A 22,326-nucleotide genomic window follows, 5' to 3' on the forward strand; every position below is an offset into this window, starting at 1 on the left:
CTCCTCGCCCGCCGCGGCGGAAAGACCGTGCCGGCCCGGCCTCTTTCCCCCCGCCGCGACGGCGGACCACCACGACGATCGTGACCGGCGGGGCCAGGCCCACCCGAGGCCGCTCGGCACCGCCGGGGCGCGCCGCTTCGGTTTCTCGCCGCTGCGGCGGAAGGAGCCTGCCGAGCCGGCGCTCCTCGCCCGCCGCGGCGGAAAGACCGTGCCGGCCCGGCCTCTTTCCCCCCGCCGCGACGGCGGACCACCACGACGGGCGTGTCCGGCGGTGCCCGGCAGGCATGAGGCCGCTCGGCGGTGGCCGGAACCGACCGGGGGTCGTACGCGTTTTCGGGGGCGAAGGGTGCGGCGGTGGAGGCGGGGGCGCGGGTGGGCGTGGGCGGGGAGCGGGTGCGAAGGGTGTCGCGGCGGCAGGTGCTCGTCGGGGGCGCCGGTGCCGCGGCGGCCGCGGCGGCCACCGCGTACGCCGGCCGGGACGAGGTCAGGCGGTGGTGGTGGCGGGCCTCCGGCAAGGAGAGGCCGCGGACGGACGGCGCCGTCGATCACCCGGGCGCCGAGTGGGTCGCCGCGTCGTCGGCGAACTGGCGGCGCGCGGAGCGGCCGGACGACTACGCCGTGGACCGCATCGTCGTCCACGTCGTCCAGGGCGGCTACGGCGACGCCCTCCGCGTCTTCCGCGACCCCTTGCACGAGGCCGCCGCGCACTACGTCGTGCGCAAGGACGGGCACGTCGCCCAGACGGTCCGCGAGCTGGACGTGGCCTTCCACGCCGGGAACCGCCGGTTCAACGAGCGCAGCATCGGCATCGAGCACGAGGGCTACGTGGACCGGCCGGACGACTTCACGGACGCCATGTACGCCGCGTCCGCCCGCCTCGCGGCCCGGATCTGCGCCCGGTACCGGATCCCCGTGGACCGCACGCACATCGTCGCCCACTCCGAGGTGCCCGGGACGGATCACACCGATCCCGGCCCCCACTGGGACTGGGACCGGTACCTGCGGCTCGTGCGGGAGGCGTCGGTCAGCTGAGGCCCGCCGAGCGTGCCCGTTCCACCACGGGCCCGATGGCCTCGGCCACGGCCGCGACGTCCTGCGCCGTGGAGGTGTGGCCCAGGGAGAAACGCAGGGTGCCGCGGGCGAGGTCCGGGTCCGTGCCCGTGGCCAGGACGACGTGGCTGGGCTGGGCCACGCCCGCCGTGCACGCGGAGCCCGTGGAGCACTCGATGCCCCGGGCGTCCAGGAGCAGCAGCAGGGAGTCGCCCTCGCAGCCGGGGAAGGAGAAGTGGGCGTTGGCGGGGAGCCGGCCGGCGGGGTCGGGGTCGCCGCCGAGGACGGCGTCCGGCACGGCCTCCCGCACGGACGCGATGAGGCTGTCGCGCAGGGCACCGACCTCGCGCGCGAAGTCCGCGCGCCGTGCGGCGGCGAGCCGGCCCGCGGTGGCGAAGGCGGCGACGGCGGGCACGTCGAGCGTTCCGGAGCGCACGTGGCGCTCCTGTCCGCCGCCGTGGAGCAGCGGCACGGGCGCGTACCGGCGGCCCAGGAGGAGCGCGCCGATGCCGTAGGGGCCGCCGATCTTGTGTCCGCTGACGGTCATCGCGGCCAGCCCGGACGCGGCGAAGTCGACGTCGAGCTGGCCGACGGCCTGCACGGCGTCCGCGTGCAGCGGGACGTCGAACTCGGCCGCGGCGGCGGCCAGTTCGTGCACCGGCATGACGGTGCCGATCTCGTTGTTGGCCCACATGACGGTGGCCAGGGCCACGTCGCCGGGGTTGCGGGCGATGGCCTCGCGCAGGGCGTCGGCGTGGACCCGGCCGTGGGAGTCGACGGGCAGGTACTCGACGGTGGCGCCCTCGTGCTCGCCGAGCCAGTGCACGGCGTCGAGGACGGCGTGGTGCTCGACGGGGCTGGCGAGGACGCGCGTGCGGGCGGGGTCGGCGGCCCGGCGCGCCCAGTACAGGCCCTTGACGGCGAGGTTGTCGGCTTCCGTGCCGCCCGCGGTGAACACCAGTTCGCTGGGGCGCGCGCCGAGCGCCGCGGCGAGGGATTCGCGGGCCTCCTCGACGGTGCGGCGCGCCCGCCGCCCGGCGGCGTGCAGCGAGGAGGCGTTTCCGGTGAGGGCGAGCTGGGCGGTCATCGCCTGCACCGCCTCCGGGAGCATCGGGGTGGTGGCGGCGTGGTCGAGGTAGGCCATGGTGGGGACGATTCTACGAGGCGCGGCCGGGCGCCGTACCGGGCGTTCCGGCCCTCGGCCGGCGGCCCGGTGCGGCGCCCGTCCGCACGGCCCGTCACGGGCCCGCGGCCCGGCCCGCGTAGCGCTCCGCCGTGGCCGCCGCGACCCGCGCGAGGTCCTCCCGGACCTCCTGCGGGGAGAGGACTTCGACGTCGGGGCCGAAGGAGAGCAGCTGGCGCGCGGAGCGGAGTTCGGGCAGGAGGAGTCCGACGGTGGCCGGGTCGCCGTCGGAGGGCGGCCCGGCGACGGCGGGGCCGAGGATGCGCAGGAACATGTCGAGCCGCGCACGGCGCACCGTGGCGGTCACCCGGAGTTCCGCCGGGCGTTCTTCGACGCCGCGCCGCAGCACTTCCCACGCGTCGGCGAGCTCCACGCCCGCCCGGCGGCGGACCGGGTCGGCGGTGACGGTGAGGGCGGCCATGCGGTCGGCACGGAAGAGCCGGGGCCGGGCCCGCCGGTCGGCGACGAGGTACCAGACGCCGGCCTTGGCGACGAGGCCGTAGGGGTCGACGGTGTACGTGCGGGCCTCTTCCTGCCCTCCGTGGCGGTAGCGCAGGCGCAGCCGCCGGTCGGCGAAGACGGCGGCGTGCAGCTCGCCGACGTCCACGGCGGGGGCGGCGGCGGGGCCGCCCAGCCAGCGGACGGGGTCGACGAGGATGCGGCGGCTGGTGGCCTCGGCGGCGGGCCGGTGCGGGGCGGGCAGGGCGGCCATGACCTTGCGCAGGGCGGAGCCGAGGGCGCCGTCGAGGCCGAGATCGGCGTGCGTGCTGCCGGTGGCGAGGACGAACAGGGCGCGGGCCTCGTCGGCGGTGAGGCCGGTGACGTCCGTCCGGTAGCCGGGCAGGAGCGCTATGCCGCCGTGGCGGCCGCGCTCGGCGTAGACGGGCACCCCTGCGGCCGACAGGGACTCGACGTCGCGGTAGACGGTGCGGACGGACACCTCCAGCCGGTCGGCGAGTTCGCGGGCGGGCACGCGGCCGCGGGTCTGGAGGAGCAGCAGGATCGACAGCAGGCGGTCGGATTTCACGGGAACAAGGATGACCCGGGGGCCTGTACGAAAACCTGACGGCGGTTGTCAGGTTATGGCGGGATGCTCTGCGTGTTCCCGATCCGACGGACCTTCCGGAGTCGCACATGACCAGCCCAGCCGCCCTCACCGACCCCCGCCCCCTGATGGACCGCGCCGTCGCCCAGGTCGCGGCCCTCGTCGCCGCCGTGCCCGCGGAGCGGCTCGGCGACCCGACCCCGTGCGCGGACTTCGACGTACGGGCCCTGCTGGGCCACCTCGTGGCCGGTGTGCACGACGGCGCGCAGCTGGGCGAGAAGGGCACGGTGGAGTGGAGCAAGCCGCCGACGGACATCGCGGACGACGGCTGGGGCCGGGCCTACGACGAGGGACGGGCGCGCCTGGCGGCGGCCTGGGCGGACGACGCGAAGCTGGCGCGGCCGGTGAGCGTCGAGTGGGGGACGTTCCCGGGGGCCGTGTACCTGACGTCCGGGATGGTGCTGGAGAGCGTCACGCACGCCTGGGACCTCTCGCACGCGCTGGGGCACCCGCTCCCGCTGGACCAGGAGCTGGCCGAGCTTGCCCTGGGCTGGGCGCAGCAGTTCCTGCCGGCGGACCGGCGGGGCCCGGAGGTCCCGTTCGGGCCGGTGCGGCCCGCGCCCGAGGGCGCGGACGCGTGCGCGCGGCTCGCGGCCTGGCTGGGGCGCGAGGTGGCGTGAGCGCCGGCCGGTCCGGGGCGCTGTACGGGGGTCAGTGCCGCGGGGCCACCGCCAGCTGGCGGGACTGGGCCACGAGGCGGTCCCCGCTGTCCCAGACCTCCGCGTCCTCCTCCAGGTAGCCGCCCGCGAGGTTGCGCGTGCTGACGACGACGCGGACGGGGCCGGGGGCGGGGCGGCAGCGGACGTGGGCGGTGAGCTCGACGGTGGGCACCCAGCCGGTCAGGCCCATCTCGAAGGTGGCCGGCGGCAGGGCGTCGACGGCCAGCAGCAGGGCCAGGGGGTCGAGGGGGCGGCCGTCCGCCAGGCCGAACCAGGCGCGTATCTCGCCGCGTCCGCCGGGCTTCCCGACCGCCCATCCGGCGGTCTCGGGGTCGAGGCGGACGTCGAGGCGGGCGGCGATCTCGGCGAGGGGGTGGGAGGCGTCGCCGTGCTCCTTGCCGAGGCAGTGCTCGTACGGGGGCATGACGGGCGGCTTGGCCGTGGTGCGCACGTCGTCGCTGAGGGTGCCGAGGTCGCCGTAGGTGGCGAGGACGCGGATGCGCTCGGTCTCGCTGCCGTCCGGGGCGGTCTGGACGAGGGAGGCCTGGCCGGTGGAGAGCGCGCGGCCGGTGCGCACGGTCTGGGTGCGGATGACCGCGGGGCCGGGCCTGGTGACGGACAGGTAGTGCGCGGTGACGGTGAACGGGTCCGGGTGGGGCAGGTGCGCGCCGAGGCCCCGGCCGAGCAGGGCGAGGAGGTAGCCGCCGTTGACCGCGCCGCCGATGCCCCACCCGGCGGGGAGCTCGGCGTCGTAGGTGCCGGGCGTGCGGGGGGTCACTGCGGTGTCGCGGTCGAATTCGCTGTCACCGATGGTTGCCTGTGCCATGCCGGTCACGCTACACCCGGAAGTTACTCATCGGTAGGGGTTGGGTGAAGCATCAACGACCACCCGCGCGAGGCGCCCTCACACCTCTTCGGACGCCGCGCTCCTGCGGTGCCACGCCCGCGGCGCCCGCCAGTGGAAGCGCATCGCGAGCAGCCGCAGCACGAACGCGGTCACCACGGGCACCGCGTACGTCGAGCCGTCGAGCGCCTCGAAGCGCAGCAGCAGCGCGGCCAGCGCGGCCCCGACCATCGCGGGCACGGCGTACAGGTCGCGGTCCCAGCGCAGCAGCGAGGGCACCTCGTGCGCGAGCATGTCGCGCAGCACGCCGCCGCCGACCGCCGTGGCCAGCCCGAGCGTGGCGGCGAAGACCAGGCCCAGCCCGTGCCCGTACGCCTTGACCGTGCCGGTGACGCAGAACAGCCCGAGCCCCGCGGCGTCGAAGACGCCCACCGCCTTGGTGATCCGCTCGACCTCCGGGTGCAGGAAGAAGACGATCACCGTGGCGATCAGCGGCGTGAGGAAGTAGCCGAGGTCGGTGAAGGCCGCGGGCGGCACGGCGCCGATGATCACGTCACGGATCAGCCCGCCGCCCAGCGCCGTGACCTCCGCCAGGACCGCCATGCCGAAGACGTCGAAGTTCTTCCGGACGGCGAGCAGGGCACCGGAGATCGCGAAGACGAAGATCCCGGCGATGTCCAGGGAGTGCTGGACGGAGGGGCTGAACAGGTCGGTGAGCACGAAACATTGTCACTCAGCCCGGAGACTGATACGGACGATTACCTTCCGCCGGCTTGTGACGCCGCCTCCGGGGCGTTCTCCGGATGGTGACAGGCCACCTGGTGCCCCGGTTCCAGCGCCACCAGCGGCGGCTCCTGCGCCGCGCAGACCTCCGTCGCCTTCCAGCACCGCGTGTGGAAGCGGCACCCGGACGGCGGCGAGATCGGCGAGGGCACGTCGCCCTTGAGCAGGATGCGCTCCCTCTTGGTGCGCCGCTTCGGGTCGGGCACCGGCACCGCGGACAGCAGCGCCTTGGTGTACGGGTGCATGGGCTTGGCGTAGAGCGAGGTGCGGTCGGTGAGCTCGACGAGCTTGCCGAGGTACATCACGGCGATGCGGTCCGAGACGTGGCGGATGACCGACAGGTCGTGCGCGATGATCACGTAGGTCAGGCCGAGCTCGTCCTGGAGGTCGTCGAGCAGGTTGACCACCTGGGCCTGGATCGACACGTCCAGCGCCGAGACCGGCTCGTCGGCGACGACGAGCTTCGGCTTGAGCGCGAGCGCGCGGGCGATGCCGATGCGCTGCCGCTGGCCGCCGGAGAACTCGTGCGGGTAGCGGTTGTAGTGCTCCGGGTTGAGCCCCACCAGCTCCAGCAGCCGCTGCACCTCCTTCTTCACCCCGCCCTGCGGGGCGATGCCCTGCAGTTTGAAGGGCGCGCCGACGATGGTGCCGACGGTGTGCCGCGGGTTCAGCGACGAGTACGGGTCCTGGAAGATCATCTGGATGTCGCGGCGCAGCGGGCGCATCCCCGCCACGCCCAGGTGGCTGATGTCCTTGCCCTGGAACGCGACCCGGCCGCCCGTCGGCTCCAGCAGCCGGGTGATCAGCCGCCCCATGGTGGACTTGCCGCAGCCGGACTCCCCCACCACGCCCAGGGTCTCCCCCGTGCGGACGTCGAAGGTGAGGCCGTCGACGGCCTGCACCGCGCCCACCTGGCGGCGCAGCAGCCCCTTGGTGATCGGGAAGTGCTTGACCAGGCCCTCGACCGTGAGGAGGGCCTCGGGCCCGTCGTTCGCCTGCTGCGCGGGAATGGTCATCTCGTGGTCCTTCACAGCTTCGGCGCGATCTCTTCGGTCCAGATGCGGGTCCGTTCCTCCTGGGGCAGATGACAGGCGGACCAGTGCCTGCCGTCCCCGGCGGCGCCCGCGGCGGCGGCCACCGGCAGCAGCTCGGGCCGCTCCTTGCGGGTGACCCCGCCGGCGGGCAGATCGGCGTACGGGCAGCGCGGGTTGAAGGCGCAGCCGGACGGCACGTTGATCAGGCTGGGCGGGGAGCCCTTGACCGGGATCAGCCGGTCGGTCTGCTCGCGGTCGATGCGGGGCATGGAGCCGAGCAGGCCCCAGGTGTAGGGGTGCCGGGGCTCGTAGAAGACCTTCTCGGCGGGTCCGCGCTCCACGCAGCGGCCGCCGTACATCACGAGGATGTCGTCGGCCAGCTCGGCGACGACGCCGAGGTCGTGGGTGATGACGATGACCGCCGAGCCGAACTCCTTCTGCAGGTCGCGGATGAGGTCGAGGATCTGCGCCTGCACGGTCACGTCCAGGGCGGTGGTCGGCTCGTCGGCGATGAGGAGCTCGGGGTTGTTGACGAGCGCCATGGCGATCATGGCGCGCTGGCGCATGCCGCCGGAGAACTGGTGGGGGTAGTCGTCCACCCGGCGGTCCGGCTGCGGGATGCCGACGCGGTCCAGGAGCTCGACGGCGCGCTTGCGGGCGGCCTTCTTGTCCGCGCCGCCGTTGTGCACCAGATAGGCCTCGGTGATCTGGTGGCCGATGGTGAAGTACGGGTGCATGGCCGACAGCGGGTCCTGGAAGATCATCGCCATCTCGCGGCCGCGCAGCCGCCGCACCTCGTCGGGGTCGGCGGTCATCAGCTCCTTGCCGTCGAGCCAGATCTCGCCGGAGATGCGGGCCTTGCCGCGGCCGTACTGGCCGACGGTGTGCAGGCCCATGATGCCGAGCGAGGTGACCGACTTGCCCGAGCCCGACTCCCCGACGATGCCGAGCGTCCTGCCCTTCTCCAGCTGGAAGGAGAGCCCGTCGACGGACTTGACCAGCCCGTCGTCGGTGGGGAAATGGATGCGCAGGTCGCGCACCTCGAGGAAGGCGGTGGGCGGCTGCCCCGGGTCCGGGGCGGGGGCGGTCGTCACGAGAGCCTCACTCGGGGGTCGATCACGGCGTACAGGAGGTCCACGACCAGGTTGGCGAAGACCACGGCCGAGGCGGTGATGAGCGTGACGCCGAGGATCATCGGCAGGTCGCGCTCGTTGATCGCCGCCACCGCGGCCTGGCCCAGGCCGGGCAGGCTGAAGGCCGTCTCGGTGAGGATGGCGCCGCCGACCAGCGCCCCGAGATCCATGCCGAGCACGGTGAGGATCGGGGTCATGGTGGAGCGCATCGCGTGCTTGCCGATGACGACGGGCTCGGCCAGCCCCTTGGCGCGGGCCGTGCGGATGTAGTCCTCCCCGAGGACCTCCAGCATGGTGGCCCGGGTCAGCCGGGCGTACATGGCCGCGTAGAGGAAGGCGAGGGTCACCCAGGGCAGGATCAGGCCGCCGAACCAGCTGCCGGGGTCGTCCGCGAACGAGGTGTACTCGCCCCCCACCCAGCCGAGCTTGTACTTGAAGACCGCGAGCGAGAGCAGGGCCGTGAAGTAGATCGGCAGGGAGACGCCGCTCAGGGCCACGGTCATGGCGGTGCGGTCCCAGACGGTGCCGCGCTTGAGGGCGGAGACGACGCCGGTCAGGACGCCGCCGGTCACCCACAGCACGCAGGCGCCGCCGGCGAGCGAGAGGGTGACGGGCAGCCGGCTGGTCAGCTCGGGCCAGATGGGGCTCTCGTGACGGAAGGAGTAGCCGAAGCAGGGCGCCGGGCAGTGGATCGAGTCCCCCTGGCTGACGTAGTCCCGGCCGGCGAAGAGCCCGGTGACGAAGTTCCAGAACTGTTCGAGGATCGGCTTGCCGAGCCCCAGCTTCTGCCGGATGCCCTCGATGGCCGCCGGGTCCGCCTGCTTGCCGACGTACATCAGCGCGGGATCGGATCCGGTGAACTTCGGGATCGCGAAGAAGATGCCGAAGGTCACCAGGATGACCACGAGCAGCATCACGATGACGGCGAAGAGCCGCCTGACGATGTAAGCGAACACTGCGGTCGGCCCGGCGGCGGCCCGAAGGCGCCCCCCTGGGGAAGAGGGGGGCGTCCCCGGCCGTCGCGCTCGGCCCTCACCTGCCCTTCGTGCCTAGCGGCGGGTGCGCCGGCGGAGCGGACGGACTGGTCACTTGACGACGCCCAGCGAGGCGTAGTCGTAGCGGCCGTTGTAGGCGTCGGCCGTGTAGACGTTGGTCAGCCGGGAGCTGCGCCAGATGATGTTCTTCTCGTAGGTGAAGGGCAGGTACCAGGCGCCCTCCATGACCTTCTTGTTGGCCTCCTGATAGACCTTCCCGGCCTTCTCGGGGTCGATCTCGGCGATGCCGTCGTCCAGGAGCTTGTTGACCGCCGGGTCGTCGAGCTCGGGGTAGTTCTGGTTGCCGCTCTGCTGGATGAAGCGGCCGTCCACGATGGGCTGCAGGAAGCCCTGGCCGCTGGGGAAGTCGGCGCCCCAGCCCATGATGATGATGCCGTAGCCCTTGGCCTTGACGTTCTTGGGCGAGCCGATGATGCCGGTGGTCTGCGCGCCGTCGTACTTGTCGATCTGCGCGTCGATGCCGATGGCCTTCAGGGACGCCTGTAGCGACTCCGCGGAGGCGACCTCCTGCATCTTGTTGTTGCGCACCGCGATGGTGGTCTTGAAGCCGTCCGGCTTGCCGCAGGCCTTCAGCTCCTCCTTGGCCTTGGCCACGTCGGGCTTGCCCTGCTTCATGTTGTACGGGTCGTAGCCGGCGTCGAAGCCCTTGACGGCCGGGGGCAGCATGCTGATGCCGATGTCACCGCCGGCCTGGGGGCCGCCGCGCGCCGTCTGCAGCGAGGTGTGGTCGGCGCCGTAGATCACGGCCTTGCGGCAGTGCTCGTTGTCGAACGGGGCGACGGTCTTGGGGAACGCCGCGTAGCGGATGAAGCCGGTCTGCGGGTTGTCGACGTTGCCCTTGCGCTCCTTGAGGGCCTTCTGCCGGCCCGCCGAGCCCATGCCGGTGGCGTTGATGTCGAGGTCGTAGTCGCCCTTGAGCAGCCGGTTGTCCATGTCGTCGGCGTTGGTGATCAGGGTGACCGAGATCTTGTCCGGCAGGGCCTTGCGGACGGGGTCGGAGTCCTTGTTCCACTTGTCGTTGCGGACCAGCTCCAGGCCCTTGTTCGGGCTGTACGAGACGAATTTGTACGGCCCGCTGGAGAAGGGCTTCTGGCCGTACCGCTCCGCGGTGTCCTTGTCGGGCCGGACCGGGGCCGCGGCGGGCAGCGCGAGCATCTGCAGGAAGTCGCCGTTGGGCTTGGGCAGTTTGAAGACGATCGTCTTCTCGTCCGGCGTCTCGATCGCCTTCAGGCCCAGCTTGTCCTTGCTCTCGTCCTTGTACGGGCCCTTGTACGTCTTGTCCGGGTCCAGGACCTGCATCAGCCAGGTGGGCCCGCCGGAGATCTTGTCGGTGGCCCAGGTGCGCTCGATGCCGTACTTGATCTGCTGGGCGGTGACCGGCTGACCGTCCTCCCAGGTCAGGCCCGGCCTGAGGGTGAAGGTGTAGGTCTTTTTGTCGTCCGAGACCTTGCCGGTGTCGGTGGCCATGTCCGCCACGATCTCGGAGCTCTGGGCGCCGGGCGCGGGCTTGGAGGTGACCAGTGTCCGCGTGTAGTAGCGCGCGAAGTCCCACATGAAACCGTAGTAACCGCGCTGCGGGTCCCAGGAGTCGGCGTCCTGCGTGCCGATGAACTTCAGCTCGCCGCCCTTCTTGTCCGAGGAGGAGGCGAGCTTGCCGACGGCGGCGTTGAAGCCCGCGCCCTTGCCGTCCCCGTCGCTGCTCTTGCTGCTCCCGCCGCCGCAGGCCGCCGTCGTGACCAGGGCCGCGACCACGAGGGCCGCCCCGGCGGCCGACCTCCGCGCCGGCGTTCTCTGTGTTCTCAAGGTGTCGCGACCTCCGTGATCGTCGCCGCCCGGGGAAGCGGGCCGGCGGGTTTGCGGACGGAGCCTCCTGACGGACCGACAGGGGCGGTGGGACACGTGCGGGTCGGGTCGGCGGAGCGCGGCCGCCCGGCGGCGGGCGCTAGCGCGAACCCTTGGGGTCCAGCGCGTCCCGTACGCCGTCACCGAAGAGGTTGAAGGCGAGGACGGTGACGAAGATGGCGAGACCCGGAATGATCATGAAGATCGGGTCGGCCTCGTAATGGTCGACGGCTCTGGCGAGCATCTCGCCCCACGATGCCGTGGGGGGCTTGACTCCGGTACCGAGGAAGCTGAGGGCGGCCTCGGTGAGGACGTTGGTGGGGATCATCAGCGTGGTGTACACCGTGATCGGTGCCACCAGGTTGGGCAGCAGCTCGCGGAAGAGGATGTAGCCGCGGCCCGCGCCGAGGCTGCGCGCCGCCTCGACGTACTCCCGCTCCCTCAGCGAGAGGGTCTGGCCGCGCACGATCCGGCCGATGTAGGGCCAGCCGAAGAAGCCGATCACCGCGATCAGCACGCCCATGCGCACGCCCGAACCGGTCAGCCCCCACAGGGAGTCGGGGACCACGGACACCAGCGCGATGATGAACAGCAGCTGCGGGAAGGCCAGCAGCAGGTCCATCACCCGGCTGATCACCGCGTCGACCCAGCCGCCGAAGAAACCGGCGACGATGCCGAACACCGTGCCGATGGCGACCGCGACGACGGCCGAGAGGAAGGCCACGAGCAGCGAGACCCGGGCCCCGTAGACGATGCGGCTGAAGACGTCGCGCCCGTTCGTCGGTTCGACGCCCAGCAGGAAGTCCGAACTGATCCCGCCCCAGTCGCCCTTGGGGGTGCTGAACAGCGGGTCGATCCGGTCCTCGTGGAACTCGTTGGGCGGGTGGCCCAGCAGGCTCACGATCACCGGCGCGAGGACCGCCACCAGGATGAGCAGCAGGACGACGACACCGCCGGCCAGCGCGAACTTGTCGCGCTTGAGCCGGATCCAGGCGATCCGCCAGGGTGAACGGCCCTCGATCGCCTTGGCCGGGACTCCGGCGGCGACGTCGACGGCTGCGGTCTCCGCCGCGCCCGTGTCGTGCAGTGGTGCCGTCATCGTGTGGTGGACCCCTCTCGGCCGGTGCCGACCGGCCCAACGCCCGCCGCGCAGGCGGCTGGTTCACATTCACATCACTGGTGCGAAAGGTGCGATGGTGCGGGATGTTCACGCGGAGCAGGTCGTGCACGGGACGTACGCGGGACCGTACGCAGGACCGGGAGTCCTTGTGGCGGGAGTCTTCAACGCCCCCGCGATCACCCGCCAGACCCGGTCGGCAAAGGATGCGCAACCGTGATGTGTGGAGAGGAATTCCGTTATACGGACAACGGTGATCCGCCGGCGGTTCAGTAGACGCCGGCCTGAGGGGGCTGCGGGGGATAGCCGTAGCCCGACGGAGCCGCCTGCGAGCCGCCCGCCGCGGCGCCGCCGTAGGCGTCGCGGTCGTAGAAGGGGCGGGTGTTGGCGCGCATCCACAGGGCGACCGGGTCGTGCTCGTCCGACATCGCCACCGTGGAGACCGGCAGGCCGTCGGGGACCGCGCCGATCGACTGCTGCATCATCAGCCGCACGGACTCCACGGCCCCTTGCGAGCTGTCGTAGAGGTCCAGGCCGATCGCGAGGTACGCGGTGCCGAGCGCGGGCTGCACCCAGGCGCGGCGCAGCGAGCGCACCGCGGGCGTGCGGTGGGCGTTCTGCCCGAGGAGGGCGTAGAACTGCGGGATGTCCACACCGGGCTCGCTCACGCGCAGCGGGCCGGCCGGCAGCCGGTCCAGGCCGCCGGCGATGCGGCGCAGGTCGAGCCAGGGGATGCCGACGCCGCCGCCGGGCGCGTGCGGGTTGAGCCACAGGCCCCAGCGGCCGGGGTAGAGGGCCTCGGCCACGGCCCGGCCGGAGATCACCTCGTGGGCGCGGTTCCAGCCGCTGGCCGCGAGCTCCTGCGCGGAGGTCACGCACGGGGCGTAGCCCAGCCCTTCGACCTCCATGTTGCCGTACTGGGCGTCGGGCGAGCCGGCCTGGCCGTGCCAGAGCAGCATCCAGACCCGGCCCTCGGCCAGCGACCGCAGCAGTTCCTCGTACGCGTCGTACCGGCCGGGCGCCACCTGGCGCAGCATCTGCTCCACGCCGCTCTCCGCGCCCGCGCTCACCTGGGTCCGCCTCTTCTCTCGGCCTTGACTGCTGCGACCCGAGGGCGCCGTCGCGCGCCCGGGGTCGTCCGACCAGCTTACGAGCCCGCCGGGGCGGACAGGGGAGGAGTCACAGGTCGCGGTCGTAGAACGGGCGGAGCCTGTCCTGCATCCACGCGCCGACCGGGTCCCGCGCGACGTCCAGGAAGACCAGCTGGACGGGCCACGGCACGGGCGCGGAGCCGAGGGCGCGGCCTACGGCGGCCAGGGCCGCGGACCGGCTGCCGGGGTCCGGCAGGTCGAGCTCGACGCCGATGAACAGCGCGGGGGCCGCCCCCTCGACGCTCGCGAGGGCGCGCCGCGCCGTGCGGACCACCCGGGCGGCGGCGAACTCCGGCCCCGCGGCCGCCAGGAAGGCCGTGGGCTCGTCCTGCCAGTCGGGCTCGAAGAGCCGCACGCGGCCGCCGGTGGCGTCGCCGTCCAGGGCGGTGCGGCCGGCGCGGCACAGCTCGGCGACGGCGGGCGGCGGCAGCGGCGCGCCGACCGAGCCCTCGGGGTTGACGACGATGCCCACCTGCGGGGGCAGTCCGCGGGCAAACTCGACGGCCGGGGCGACGGCGTACGGCATGCGCTCGCCCGCGACCCTGAGGAACTCCCTCTCGGAGCTGAAGACGGGCACGAAGGCCGCGCCGTCGAGCTCCAGCGTGGGCAGGTCGAGGTCGGGGCTGTCCGGGCCGCCGCCGGAGGGCAGCGGGACCCACACCTGGCTGCGGCCCAGCGCCTGCACGATGCGGGGGCCCGCGCCGGGCACGCCCACGGAGGCGGCGAGGACCTCTTCGAGTTCGTTGGCGGGCCAGCCGGGCGGGGCGGCCGCGGGCACGCCGCCGCCGTGGGCCGGACTCCAGCCGTACTGCCCGGGGATGCTCATCTCGTCCAACTCGTCCAATGCCGCCCAACCACTCTCGACGAAGCCGCAGGTGCACCCTAACGGCTGTACCCCCACCGGCTGCTGCGGGCTGCCGAAATCGCCGGTGATGTCCCAGGTCAGGGCGGGCGGTGCCGGGGCCCGGCCCCGCCCGTCACGGCACTGACCGTGGGCACCGTGTTGCACAGGGCCACCGCCGGTCGCACGGTGGTCGGGCGGCTGCCCTGCAGCGCCAACCGGCTCCGCCGGCCCCGCCGGCGCCGGCTCCTCGGACCGAAGGGAACCCCAGCATGCGTGTCAACAAGTTCGCCGCCTCCGCAATAGCCGTCGCCGCCTGCGGCTCCGTGGCCGTCGGCGTCGCGGGCCCCTCCCTGGCCGCCGTGAACGCACCGGACCCCGACATGTCCCACGTGCTCCCCGCCACGGGGCCGAGGACGACGGCCGCCGTCCACCAGCAGCTCGACGCGGTGGGGCAGCTCGGGGAGGCGCTCACGCTGGTCTCCCGGATCGGCAAGGAGGCGCAGTCCGCGACGCCGGACGTGGAGGCGCTCAAGGACATGCAGCAGCGGCTGCGCTCGGCGGCGAACCGGCTCACCGACTCCCTGCGGCAGTCCCCGCCCGGCACGGGGCGCCCGGCGGCGGCTCCCGGGGACGACGTCCAGGAGCTGCTGAAGAAGCTGCAGAAGGCGATCGAGAAGCTGATCGCGGCGGCGGCGCAGAAGGACTCGGCGGGGGTCGAGATGGCGATCACGGAGGCCCTCACCGTCGTGAAGGACCTCCTGGCGAAGCTCCCGATGCCGGCGGAGGCCTCGTCGCTGCCCGCGCCGCTGCCGCTGTAGGCAGCGCGCGCCGCCCGCGCGACGGCGGCACCCGGCGGAGCCGGACCCGCCCCGGCGAGGCCCGCGGCGCCGGGCGCGCCCTACTCGAAGGCGATGCTCCGCAGCGCGTCCACCGCCCCGCGGTCCAGCAGCACCACCGACGCCACCCCCGCCGGCAGGCGCCCCGGGCCCCGGCCGTCCGGGGCCGGAGGGGCCGACACCGCCGTGACCAGCCGGGCCATCGCCCGCCGGTGGCGGCGGAACGCGAACGGCGAGACGCCGCGGCCCCGCGCCGCCTGCCCGGCCAGCGCCGTGCCCGGCGGCACGTCCAGGAGCAGCAGGTGGGCCGCGGCGCCGCGGCGCCGTGCGTCGCGCGCGGCCCAGCGGCGGACCCAGCCGCGCTGCCCGCAGTCGTGCACGACGGCGCTCGCGCCGGAGCGCAGGGCGCGCCGCAGCGCCGCGTAGTGGGCGAGGCGGGCGAAGGGCCGGTAGGCCGCGTACGGCAGCCAGCCGGGGGTGCGCCGCTCCAGCCGCTCCCGGGTGTCCTGGGAGTCGACGCACCAGACGATGCCGTCGCGCGCGTCCAGCACGGAGACCGCGCGCCGGATGAGCGTGGACTTCCCGCTCCCGGGCAGCCCGGAGACGATCAGCACGTCCCCCGTGGGGAAGCGGAGCTCTCCGCGGCCCGCTCCCGAGCGCAGGTCGAGCACGCCCGCCCGGGGCCGCACCGCGCCGCTCCCCGCCGCGGCGGCCCCGTGCGCGGCGGCGTCGTGCGCGGCGGCCCCGTGCGCCGGCGCGGCCCCGGCCGCCCCGGCCGTCCCTGCCGTCGGTGCTGTTCCCATCCGTCCCCGCCCCTCCCCGGGCCCGGTCACTGCCCGTCACTGCCCCCTACCCACCGAACGTAAAAGAAAGGTAATCGAATTCGGGGGGCGCCAGGCAGTCCGTAACGCGCCTGCACGTGCAATGATGTGCGCGCCAACTGCGTATCCAACTGCATACCGGCCGCTCGAATCCGCGCGGGAGAGTCCCAGGCCGCACACCACACCGTGTGCGCTGGGCGCCGAAGGAGCAAGTTCCTCCCTTGAATCTCTCAGGCCCCGTACCGCGCGGACGAGGCAGATCTGAAAAGCGGGCCGCACTGTGCGCGGCTCCACCCAAGGTGCAAGCCGGCCCCCCGCGTGTCGCGGTGGCTTCCGGTGAACCTCTCAGGTTCCGATGACAGATGGGGAGGACGTCCTCACTGCCATGTCCGGGAGCCCACACCATGACCGACACCCCTCGCCGCACCGCACTCGACGCCCTGCACCGCGAGCTCGGCGCGACCATGACCGACTTCGCGGGCTGGGACATGCCCCTGCGCTACGGCAGCGAGCGCGACGAGCACGTCGCGGTCCGCACCCGCGCGGGCCTCTTCGACCTCTCGCACATGGGTGAGATCACGGTGACCGGCCCGCAGGCCGCCGCCCTGCTCGACTACGCCCTGGTCGGCAACATAGGGAGCGTCGCCACCGGCCGCGCCCGCTACACGATGATCTGCCGCGAGGACGGCGGCATCCTCGACGACCTGATCGTCTACCGCCTCGCCGAGGCGGAGTACATGGTCGTCGCCAACGCCTCCAACGCCCAGGTCGTGCTGGACGCGCTGACCGAGCGCGCCGCCGGCTTCGACGCGGACGTGCGCGACGACCGCGACGCCTACGCCCTCCTCGCCGTCCAGGGCCCGGCCTCCCCCGGCATCCTGAAGTCCCTGACGGACGCCGACCTGGACGGCCTGAAGTACTACGCGGGCCTGCCGGGCACCGTCGCGGGCGTCCCCGCCCTGATCGCCCGCACCGGCTACACCGGCGAGGACGGCTTCGAGCTGTTCGTCGCCCCGGGCGACGCCGTGAAGCTGTGGCAGGCCCTCACCGAGGCGGGCGCGGACGCCGGCCTCGTGCCGTGCGGGCTCTCCTGCCGCGACACGCTGCGCCTGGAGGCGGGCATGCCGCTGTACGGCCACGAGCTGACGACCGCGACCACCCCGTTCGACGCGGGCCTGGGCCGGGTCGTGAAGTTCGAGAAGGAGGGCGACTTCGTGGGCCGCGCCGCGCTTAAGGCGGCCGCCGAGCGCGCCGAGGCGCAGCCGCCGCGCAAGCTGGTCGGCCTGATCGCCCAGGGCCGCCGCGTGCCGCGCGCCGGCTTCGCGGTGACGGCCGGCGGCGAGGTCGTGGGCGAGGTCACCTCCGGCGCCCCCTCCCCCACGCTCGGCAAGCCGATCGCCATCGCCTACGTGGACGCGGCGCACGCCGCGCCCGGCACGGAGGGCGTCGCCGTGGACATCCGCGGCAGCCACGAGCCGTACGAGGTCGTCGCCCTGCCCTTCTACAAGCGGCAGCGCTAGGGCTTTCCCGGTTTCCGGAACCTTCTCGTCCCACCCCTGTCAAGACCCGTTGCACAAGCACTCACGCGCATCCAGGAGAATCTAGCCATGAGCAACCCCCAGCAGCTGCGCTACAGCAAGGAGCACGAGTGGCTGTCGGCCGTCGACGCGGACGGCGTGGCCACGGTCGGCATCACCGAGTTCGCCGCGAACTCCCTCGGTGACGTCGTCTTCGCCCAGCTCCCGGCCGTCGGTGACACGGTCACCGCGGGCGAGACCTGTGGCGAGCTGGAGTCGACCAAGTCGGTCAGCGACCTGTACTCCCCGGTGACCGGCGAGGTCACCGAGGCCAACCAGGACGTCGTGGACGACCCCTCGCTGGTGAACTCCGCCCCCTTCGAGGGCGGCTGGCTGTTCAAGGTGAAGATCACGGACGAGCCGGCGGACCTCCTCTCCGCCGCCGAGTACGACGGCTTCACCGCAGGCTGAACCCGCCCCTCGCCCTCCCTCGCCCAGGAAGTCCAGGAAGAACTCATGTCTCTGCTGAACAGCTCCCTCCATGAGCTCGACCCCGACGTCGCCGCCGCTGTCGACGCCGAACTCCACCGTCAGCAGTCCACCCTCGAGATGATCGCCTCGGAGAACTTCGCTCCGGTCGCGGTCATGGAGGCCCAGGGCTCGGTCCTCACCAACAAGTACGCCGAGGGCTACCCCGGCCGCCGCTACTACGGTGGCTGCGAGCACGTCGATGTCGTCGAGCAGATCGCCATCGACCGGATCAAGGCGCTCTTCGGTGCCGAGCACGCGAACGTCCAGCCGCACTCCGGTGCGCAGGCCAACGCCGCCGCGATGTTCGCGCTGCTCAAGCCGGGCGACACCATCCTGGGTCTGAACCTCGCCCACGGCGGGCACCTGACCCACGGCATGAAGATCAACTTCTCCGGCAAGCTCTACAACGTGGTCGCCTACCACGTCGACGAGCAGACCAACCTGGTCGACATGGAGGAGGTCGAGCGCCTCGCCAAGGAGCACCGCCCGAAGCTGATCGTCGCCGGCTGGTCCGCGTACCCGCGCCAGCTGGACTTCGCGGCCTTCCGCCGGATCGCCGACGAGGTCGGCGCGTACCTGATGGTCGACATGGCCCACTTCGCGGGCCTCGTCGCCGCCGGGCTGCACCCCTCCCCGGTGCCGCACGCGCACGTCGTGACCACCACCACGCACAAGACCCTCGGCGGTCCCCGCGGTGGTGTGATCCTCTCCACTGCCGAGCTCGCCAAGAAGATCAACTCTGCCGTCTTCCCCGGTCAGCAGGGTGGTCCGCTGGAGCACGTGATCGCCGCGAAGGCCGTTTCCTTCAAGGTCGCGGCCAGCGAGGAGTTCAAGGAGCGCCAGCAGCGTACGCTGGAGGGCGCGAAGATCCTGGCCGAGCGCCTGGTGCAGGCCGACGTCACCGAGGCGGGCGTCTCCGTCCTCTCCGGCGGCACGGACGTGCACCTGGTGCTGGTGGACCTGCGCAACTCCGAGCTGGACGGCCAGCAGGCCGAGGACCGCCTCCACGAGGTCGGGATCACGGTCAACCGGAACGCCATCCCGAACGACCCCCGGCCCCCGATGGTCACCTCGGGTCTGCGGATCGGCACCCCGGCGCTGGCCACCCGCGGCTTCCAGGCGGAGGACTTCCGCGAGGTCGCCGACATCATCGCCGAGGCGCTGAAGCCGGTCTACGACGCGGAGGCCCTGCGCGGCCGCGTCACGGCCCTGGCGGACAAGCACCCGCTGTACCCCGGCCTGAAGTAACACATCTGCATCCGTTTTACGCATCGGTACGGGGCACCGGGCACACTGAAAAGGTGAGCGCCCGGTGCCCCGCACCACGCGCCCTCCGTACCACCGCGGGCGCCCCCCAGCACGACCCGTACCACCTCCAAGCAGACAGGGAGCAGCCACCGTGGCCATCTCCGTTTTCGATCTCTTCTCGATCGGCATAGGCCCGTCCAGCTCCCACACGGTGGGTCCCATGCGGGCCGCGCTGATGTTCACGCGCCGGCTGAAGAACGAGGGCCTGCTGGCCCACACCGCCTCCGTCCGGGCCGAGCTCTTCGGCTCGCTCGGCGCCACCGGCCACGGCCACGGCACCCCCAAGGCCGTCCTGCTCGGTCTGGAGGGCTACTCCCCGCGCACCGTCGACGTCGAGCTCGCGGACACCGAGGTCGAGCGCATCCGCGAGTCGAAGCGGCTGCGGCTGCTCGGCGCGGAGATCGGCAGCACCCACGAGATCGACTTCGACGAGTCGACCCAGCTGATCCTGCACCGCCGCCGCTCCCTGCCGTACCACGCCAACGGCATGACCCTCTTCGCCTACGACGAGGCCGGCGCGCCCCTGCTGGAGAAGACCTACTACTCCGTCGGCGGCGGTTTCGTCGTGGACGAGGACGCGGTCGGCGAGGACCGCATCAAGCTCGACGACACCGTCCTGAAGTACCCCTTCCGCACGGGCGACGAGCTGCTGCGCATGTCCCGCGAGTCGGGCCTGTCGATCTCCGCGATGATGATGGAGAACGAGAAGGCCTGGCGCACCGAGCAGGAGATCCGCGAGGGCCTGCTGGAGATCTGGGGCGTCATGCAGGCGTGCGTCGCCCGCGGCATGTCCCGCGAGGGCATCCTGCCGGGCGGTCTGAAGGTCCGCCGCCGCGCCGCGAACACCGCGCGCCAGCTGCGCGCCGAGGGCGACCCGCAGGCCCGCGCCATGGAGTGGATCACGATCTACGCCATGGCCGTCAACGAGGAGAACGCCGCGGGCGGCCGCGTGGTGACCGCACCGACCAACGGCGCCGCCGGCATCATCCCGGCCGTCCTGCACTACTACATGAACTTCGTGCCCGGCGCGGACGAGGACGGCATCGTCCGCTTCCTGCTCGCCGCGGGCGCCATCGGCCTGCTCTTCAAGGAGAACGCCTCGATCTCCGGCGCCGAGGTCGGCTGCCAGGGCGAGGTCGGCTCCGCCTGCTCCATGGCCTCCGGCGGCCTCGCCGAGGTCCTGGGCGGCTCCCCCGAGCAGGTGGAGAACGCCGCGGAGATCGGCATGGAGCACAACCTCGGCCTGACCTGCGACCCGGTCGGCGGCCTGGTCCAGATCCCGTGCATCGAGCGCAACGGCATGGCGGCCGCCAAGGCCGTCACCGCGGCCCGCATGGCCCTGCGCGGCGACGGCCGGCACCACGTCTCCCTCGACAAGGTCATCAAGACCATGAAGGAGACGGGCGCGGACATGAGCGTGAAGTACAAGGAGACGGCGCGCGGCGGTCTGGCCGTGAACATCATCGAGTGCTGACGCGTCGCTGATCGACGACGGGGCGCCTGGCCCGGCATCCGCCGGGCGAGGCGCCCCGTCGCGTTCCGGACGCTACTTCTGCTTCTGCTTCTCCAGCTCGGCCTCGAAGACCTCCTTCTCGGTGGCCGTCTCGCCGGCCGGCGGGGGCTTGATGTCCAGCTTCGCGCCCCAGTCGAAGTACTCGTCGGTCCTGCGGAACTCGCCCTCGGAGCCCTTGCCCGACTCTTCGATCTTCGCGACCACGCCCTCCCCGTCCACCCAGACGACGAGGTCGAACTGCCGCACGCCGTCGTCCTTGTAGTGCCTCACCTCGAAGTCGCGGTCCTTGTCCCGGATCGCGTCGCCCTTGTACGCGGCCAGGTCGGACACGACGACCGTGCCCTGGAAGCGAGCCGTGCGGCGGCCGCCGACCGTCTCGACGCCCGTGTTCTTCACGTTCTTGGACGTGGCGAGGGCCGAAGTCTTCCGGACGAAGAGCTCCGACGACGGGTCGTCGCTCTTGTCGACACCCTCGCCGCCGAACGTCCACCACTTCTTGCCGGGAACCTTCTCCCCGTTGAAGTACATCTTGTCGTTCACCGCGATGAGGCGGCTCACGCCGTCGGGAAGTTCCGCCGTCTTCGGACCCACGTCCTTCGACTCGGAGGCTTCGGGCTTCACCTGGTGGGCGCCTTCGGTGACGTAGGCACCGCTCGCACCCTTTCGCGTCCCCTTGGTGCGGTAGGTGTTCTGCTGGGCACCCCTGGCCGCGGCCGCCTTCAGGGTGCCGACCGGATCGGCCGCCTTGAGCGCCTCGTCCGCGCCGGAGCCGCCCTTGTCGCGCCCGGCGCTCGCGCCACCCCCGCACGCCGCCAGGCTCAGAGCGAGAGCGACCCCCGTAACCGCCACGACGCTCTTACGTATCGCCTTCAAGTGCCTTACTGTCCTTTGTCCGTACTTCATCAAGTTTCGGTGAGGATATCCCGGCTGATCATGAGTTGCGAGTCGAAATGACCATGACCGGAAACAGCGTGTCAGCGCACCACAGCCGTCAGTAATGTCGGCGCCCTCGTTCCGTTCTCACCCCTTGATCGAGGAGTCCTCGCCATGCGCCATTGCCTCCGCGCCACCGCAGCGATCCTCGGCGCCGTCGCCGCCCTCGGTGTGACGGCCCCCCTGGCCGGCGCCGACGCCGGGCCCACGCCCGCGGCGCCCGGCGGCGCCGTGCGCATCCACAACGGCACGCACGGCGGCTGCCTGACCGCCGAAGGATCGGGCTACCGCGACCCGCGCGGCTCGCTGCGCCCCTGGCTGGTGGCGCTGCAGCCGTGCCGGGATTCCGAACGCCGCGCCCAGACCTGGGTCTACAGCCCCGCCACGCACCAGTTCTGGTCGCAGGCGCAGCCCTACCGCTGCATCGGCAGACAGGCCTCGCTGCTCGTCACCGTGCCGTGCGACGCGGGCGCGGAGGAGCAGCGCTTCCGCACGGAGCCGGTCGGCGCGGGCGGGCGGCAGAAGGTGGTCGCGGAGGCCGACGGGCGCATCTGGGAGCAGGTCTCGCACCGCACGGGCACCTCGCGCGACGCGACCGGCGAGGGGGTGCGGACGGTCCGGGACACGGGCTCGGCGGGTGCCGAGCGGAGCTGGGTCCTCAGCCGCGGCTGACGCGGGTCTGCGTCCGGAGCCAGGCGAGGTAGGCGTCGCTGCCCGCCGTGACGGGGGTGGCGATGATCTCCGGGGTCTCGTAGGTGTGCTCGGCCCGGATGTGGGCCTCCAGCTCGCCGTAGCGGTCCGCGGCGGTCTTGTAGAGGACACGCCACTCGGTGTCGCTGTGCACCTCGTCCTGCCACCGGTAGACGCTCGTGACGGGGCCGTCGATCTGGGCGCAGGCGGCGAGCCGCGCCTCGACGGCGGTGGTGGCGAGGTGCTCGGCGCGCTCCTCGCTGTCGGTGGTCGTCATGACGGCGATGTACTGGGCCTCCGGCATGGCGCGACCGTACCGCAGGGGCCGTGTGCGACGGGCGGCGGGACGGTGTTGTCAGTGGGGGCGGTTACGCTCG

At 72.6% G+C, this 22,326-nt stretch carries 22 protein-coding genes and 1 riboswitch; of the genes, 8 read left to right on the forward strand and 14 right to left on the reverse strand.

Features of this window, described 5'->3' with window-relative positions; all coding sequences use genetic code 11:
- Positions 1–354 precede the first annotated feature (354 nt).
- Positions 355–1,032, forward strand: a complete 678-nt coding sequence (locus ACSNOG_RS06890; RefSeq protein WP_436751682.1) for an N-acetylmuramoyl-L-alanine amidase — start codon at positions 355–357, stop codon at positions 1,030–1,032.
- Here the strand turns inward: ACSNOG_RS06890 and ACSNOG_RS06895 are convergent.
- Together ACSNOG_RS06895 and ACSNOG_RS06900 are read right to left on the reverse strand one after the other, a co-directional pair.
- A complete protein-coding gene (locus tag ACSNOG_RS06895; RefSeq protein ID WP_436751646.1) occupies positions 1,025–2,194 on the reverse strand; it encodes a cysteine desulfurase family protein in 1,170 nt (389 codons plus the stop codon). The genes ACSNOG_RS06890 and ACSNOG_RS06895 overlap by 8 nt on opposite strands.
- A 94-nt stretch (positions 2,195–2,288) precedes the next feature.
- A complete protein-coding gene (locus ACSNOG_RS06900; RefSeq protein WP_436751647.1) occupies positions 2,289–3,260 on the reverse strand; it encodes a helix-turn-helix transcriptional regulator in 972 nt (323 codons plus the stop codon).
- 107 nt (positions 3,261–3,367) lie between these two features.
- On the opposite strand from ACSNOG_RS06900, the gene ACSNOG_RS06905 reads away from it, so the two are divergent.
- Positions 3,368–3,958: a TIGR03086 family metal-binding protein gene (locus ACSNOG_RS06905; protein WP_436751648.1), complete on the forward strand. Its 591-nt coding sequence runs from the start codon at positions 3,368–3,370 to the stop codon at positions 3,956–3,958.
- A gap of 31 nt (positions 3,959–3,989) precedes the next feature.
- Here the strand turns inward: ACSNOG_RS06905 and ACSNOG_RS06910 are convergent, their stop codons facing one another.
- The 9 genes from ACSNOG_RS06910 to ACSNOG_RS06950 all read right to left on the reverse strand — a co-directional run bounded on the left by ACSNOG_RS06910 (position 3,990) and on the right by ACSNOG_RS06950 (position 13,782).
- The gene (locus tag ACSNOG_RS06910) at positions 3,990–4,823 is read right to left on the reverse strand and encodes a thioesterase family protein (protein ID WP_436751649.1); all 834 of its coding nucleotides are present in this window, start codon (positions 4,821–4,823) and stop codon (positions 3,990–3,992) included.
- 78 nt (positions 4,824–4,901) lie between these two features.
- Complete coding sequence (locus ACSNOG_RS06915) at positions 4,902–5,561, reverse strand: trimeric intracellular cation channel family protein (protein ID WP_436751650.1); 660 nt, start codon at positions 5,559–5,561, stop codon at positions 4,902–4,904.
- Between the two features lie 38 nt (positions 5,562–5,599).
- Positions 5,600–6,640 carry an ABC transporter ATP-binding protein gene (locus ACSNOG_RS06920; RefSeq protein ID WP_436751651.1) on the reverse strand — a complete coding sequence of 347 codons (1,041 nt, stop codon included), beginning with the start codon at positions 6,638–6,640 and terminating at the stop codon, positions 5,600–5,602.
- A gap of 11 nt (positions 6,641–6,651) precedes the next feature.
- Complete coding sequence (locus tag ACSNOG_RS06925; RefSeq protein WP_436751652.1) at positions 6,652–7,752, reverse strand: ABC transporter ATP-binding protein; 1,101 nt, start codon at positions 7,750–7,752, stop codon at positions 6,652–6,654.
- Positions 7,749–8,747 carry an ABC transporter permease gene (locus ACSNOG_RS06930; RefSeq protein WP_436751653.1) on the reverse strand — a complete coding sequence of 333 codons (999 nt, stop codon included), beginning with the start codon at positions 8,745–8,747 and terminating at the stop codon, positions 7,749–7,751. Before ACSNOG_RS06930 ends, ACSNOG_RS06925 begins: the two co-directional genes overlap by 4 nt.
- A gap of 129 nt (positions 8,748–8,876) precedes the next feature.
- Entirely contained in the window at positions 8,877–10,649 is a 1,773-nt protein-coding gene (locus ACSNOG_RS06935) for an ABC transporter substrate-binding protein (protein WP_436751654.1), read from the reverse strand.
- 139 nt (positions 10,650–10,788) lie between these two features.
- Complete coding sequence (locus tag ACSNOG_RS06940) at positions 10,789–11,787, reverse strand: ABC transporter permease (RefSeq protein ID WP_436751655.1); 999 nt, start codon at positions 11,785–11,787, stop codon at positions 10,789–10,791.
- Between the two features lie 287 nt (positions 11,788–12,074).
- Entirely contained in the window at positions 12,075–12,842 is a 768-nt protein-coding gene (locus ACSNOG_RS06945) for an enhanced serine sensitivity protein SseB C-terminal domain-containing protein (RefSeq protein WP_436751683.1), read from the reverse strand.
- Positions 12,843–12,984: 142 nt separating this feature from the next.
- The gene (locus tag ACSNOG_RS06950; RefSeq protein ID WP_436751684.1) at positions 12,985–13,782 is read right to left on the reverse strand and encodes an enhanced serine sensitivity protein SseB; all 798 of its coding nucleotides are present in this window, start codon (positions 13,780–13,782) and stop codon (positions 12,985–12,987) included.
- 287 nt (positions 13,783–14,069) lie between these two features.
- On the opposite strand from ACSNOG_RS06950, the gene ACSNOG_RS06955 reads away from it, so the two are divergent.
- On the forward strand, positions 14,070–14,618 hold the full coding sequence (locus tag ACSNOG_RS06955; RefSeq protein ID WP_436751656.1) for a hypothetical protein: 549 nt from the start codon (positions 14,070–14,072) through the stop codon (positions 14,616–14,618).
- Positions 14,619–14,698: 80 nt separating this feature from the next.
- On the opposite strand, the gene ACSNOG_RS06960 is transcribed toward ACSNOG_RS06955, so the two are convergent.
- The gene (locus tag ACSNOG_RS06960; RefSeq protein WP_436751657.1) at positions 14,699–15,439 is read right to left on the reverse strand and encodes an AAA family ATPase; all 741 of its coding nucleotides are present in this window, start codon (positions 15,437–15,439) and stop codon (positions 14,699–14,701) included.
- A 165-nt stretch (positions 15,440–15,604) separates the two neighbouring features.
- Positions 15,605–15,712: riboswitch (glycine riboswitch) on the forward strand.
- A gap of 149 nt (positions 15,713–15,861) precedes the next feature.
- On the opposite strand from ACSNOG_RS06960, the gene gcvT reads away from it, so the two are divergent.
- The 4 genes from gcvT (at position 15,862) to ACSNOG_RS06980 (ending at position 20,287) form a co-directional block, all read left to right on the forward strand.
- A complete protein-coding gene (gene gcvT, locus ACSNOG_RS06965; RefSeq protein ID WP_436751658.1) occupies positions 15,862–16,977 on the forward strand; it encodes a glycine cleavage system aminomethyltransferase GcvT in 1,116 nt (371 codons plus the stop codon).
- Between the two features lie 87 nt (positions 16,978–17,064).
- Positions 17,065–17,445, forward strand: coding sequence for a glycine cleavage system protein GcvH (gcvH, locus tag ACSNOG_RS06970; protein ID WP_436751659.1), 381 nt, complete (start codon positions 17,065–17,067; stop codon positions 17,443–17,445).
- Between the two features lie 45 nt (positions 17,446–17,490).
- Entirely contained in the window at positions 17,491–18,753 is a 1,263-nt protein-coding gene (glyA, locus tag ACSNOG_RS06975; protein WP_436751660.1) for a serine hydroxymethyltransferase, read from the forward strand.
- Positions 18,754–18,904: 151 nt separating this feature from the next.
- Entirely contained in the window at positions 18,905–20,287 is a 1,383-nt protein-coding gene (locus tag ACSNOG_RS06980; RefSeq protein WP_436751661.1) for an L-serine ammonia-lyase, read from the forward strand.
- Positions 20,288–20,359: 72 nt separating this feature from the next.
- Here ACSNOG_RS06980 and ACSNOG_RS06985 read toward each other — a convergent pair whose 3' ends face one another.
- Entirely contained in the window at positions 20,360–21,199 is an 840-nt protein-coding gene (locus ACSNOG_RS06985; protein ID WP_436751662.1) for a hypothetical protein, read from the reverse strand.
- A gap of 174 nt (positions 21,200–21,373) precedes the next feature.
- On the opposite strand from ACSNOG_RS06985, the gene ACSNOG_RS06990 reads away from it, so the two are divergent.
- On the forward strand, positions 21,374–21,931 hold the full coding sequence (locus ACSNOG_RS06990) for a hypothetical protein (protein WP_436751663.1): 558 nt from the start codon (positions 21,374–21,376) through the stop codon (positions 21,929–21,931).
- Here the strand turns inward: ACSNOG_RS06990 and cutA are convergent.
- The gene (gene cutA, locus ACSNOG_RS06995; RefSeq protein WP_436751664.1) at positions 21,918–22,253 is read right to left on the reverse strand and encodes a divalent-cation tolerance protein CutA; all 336 of its coding nucleotides are present in this window, start codon (positions 22,251–22,253) and stop codon (positions 21,918–21,920) included. The two genes, ACSNOG_RS06990 and cutA, sit on opposite strands and share 14 nt — an antisense overlap.
- Positions 22,254–22,326 lie beyond the last annotated feature (73 nt).

Source organism: Streptomyces sp. URMC 124 (genome assembly GCF_051386455.1).
GTDB lineage: Bacteria > Actinomycetota > Actinomycetes > Streptomycetales > Streptomycetaceae > Streptomyces.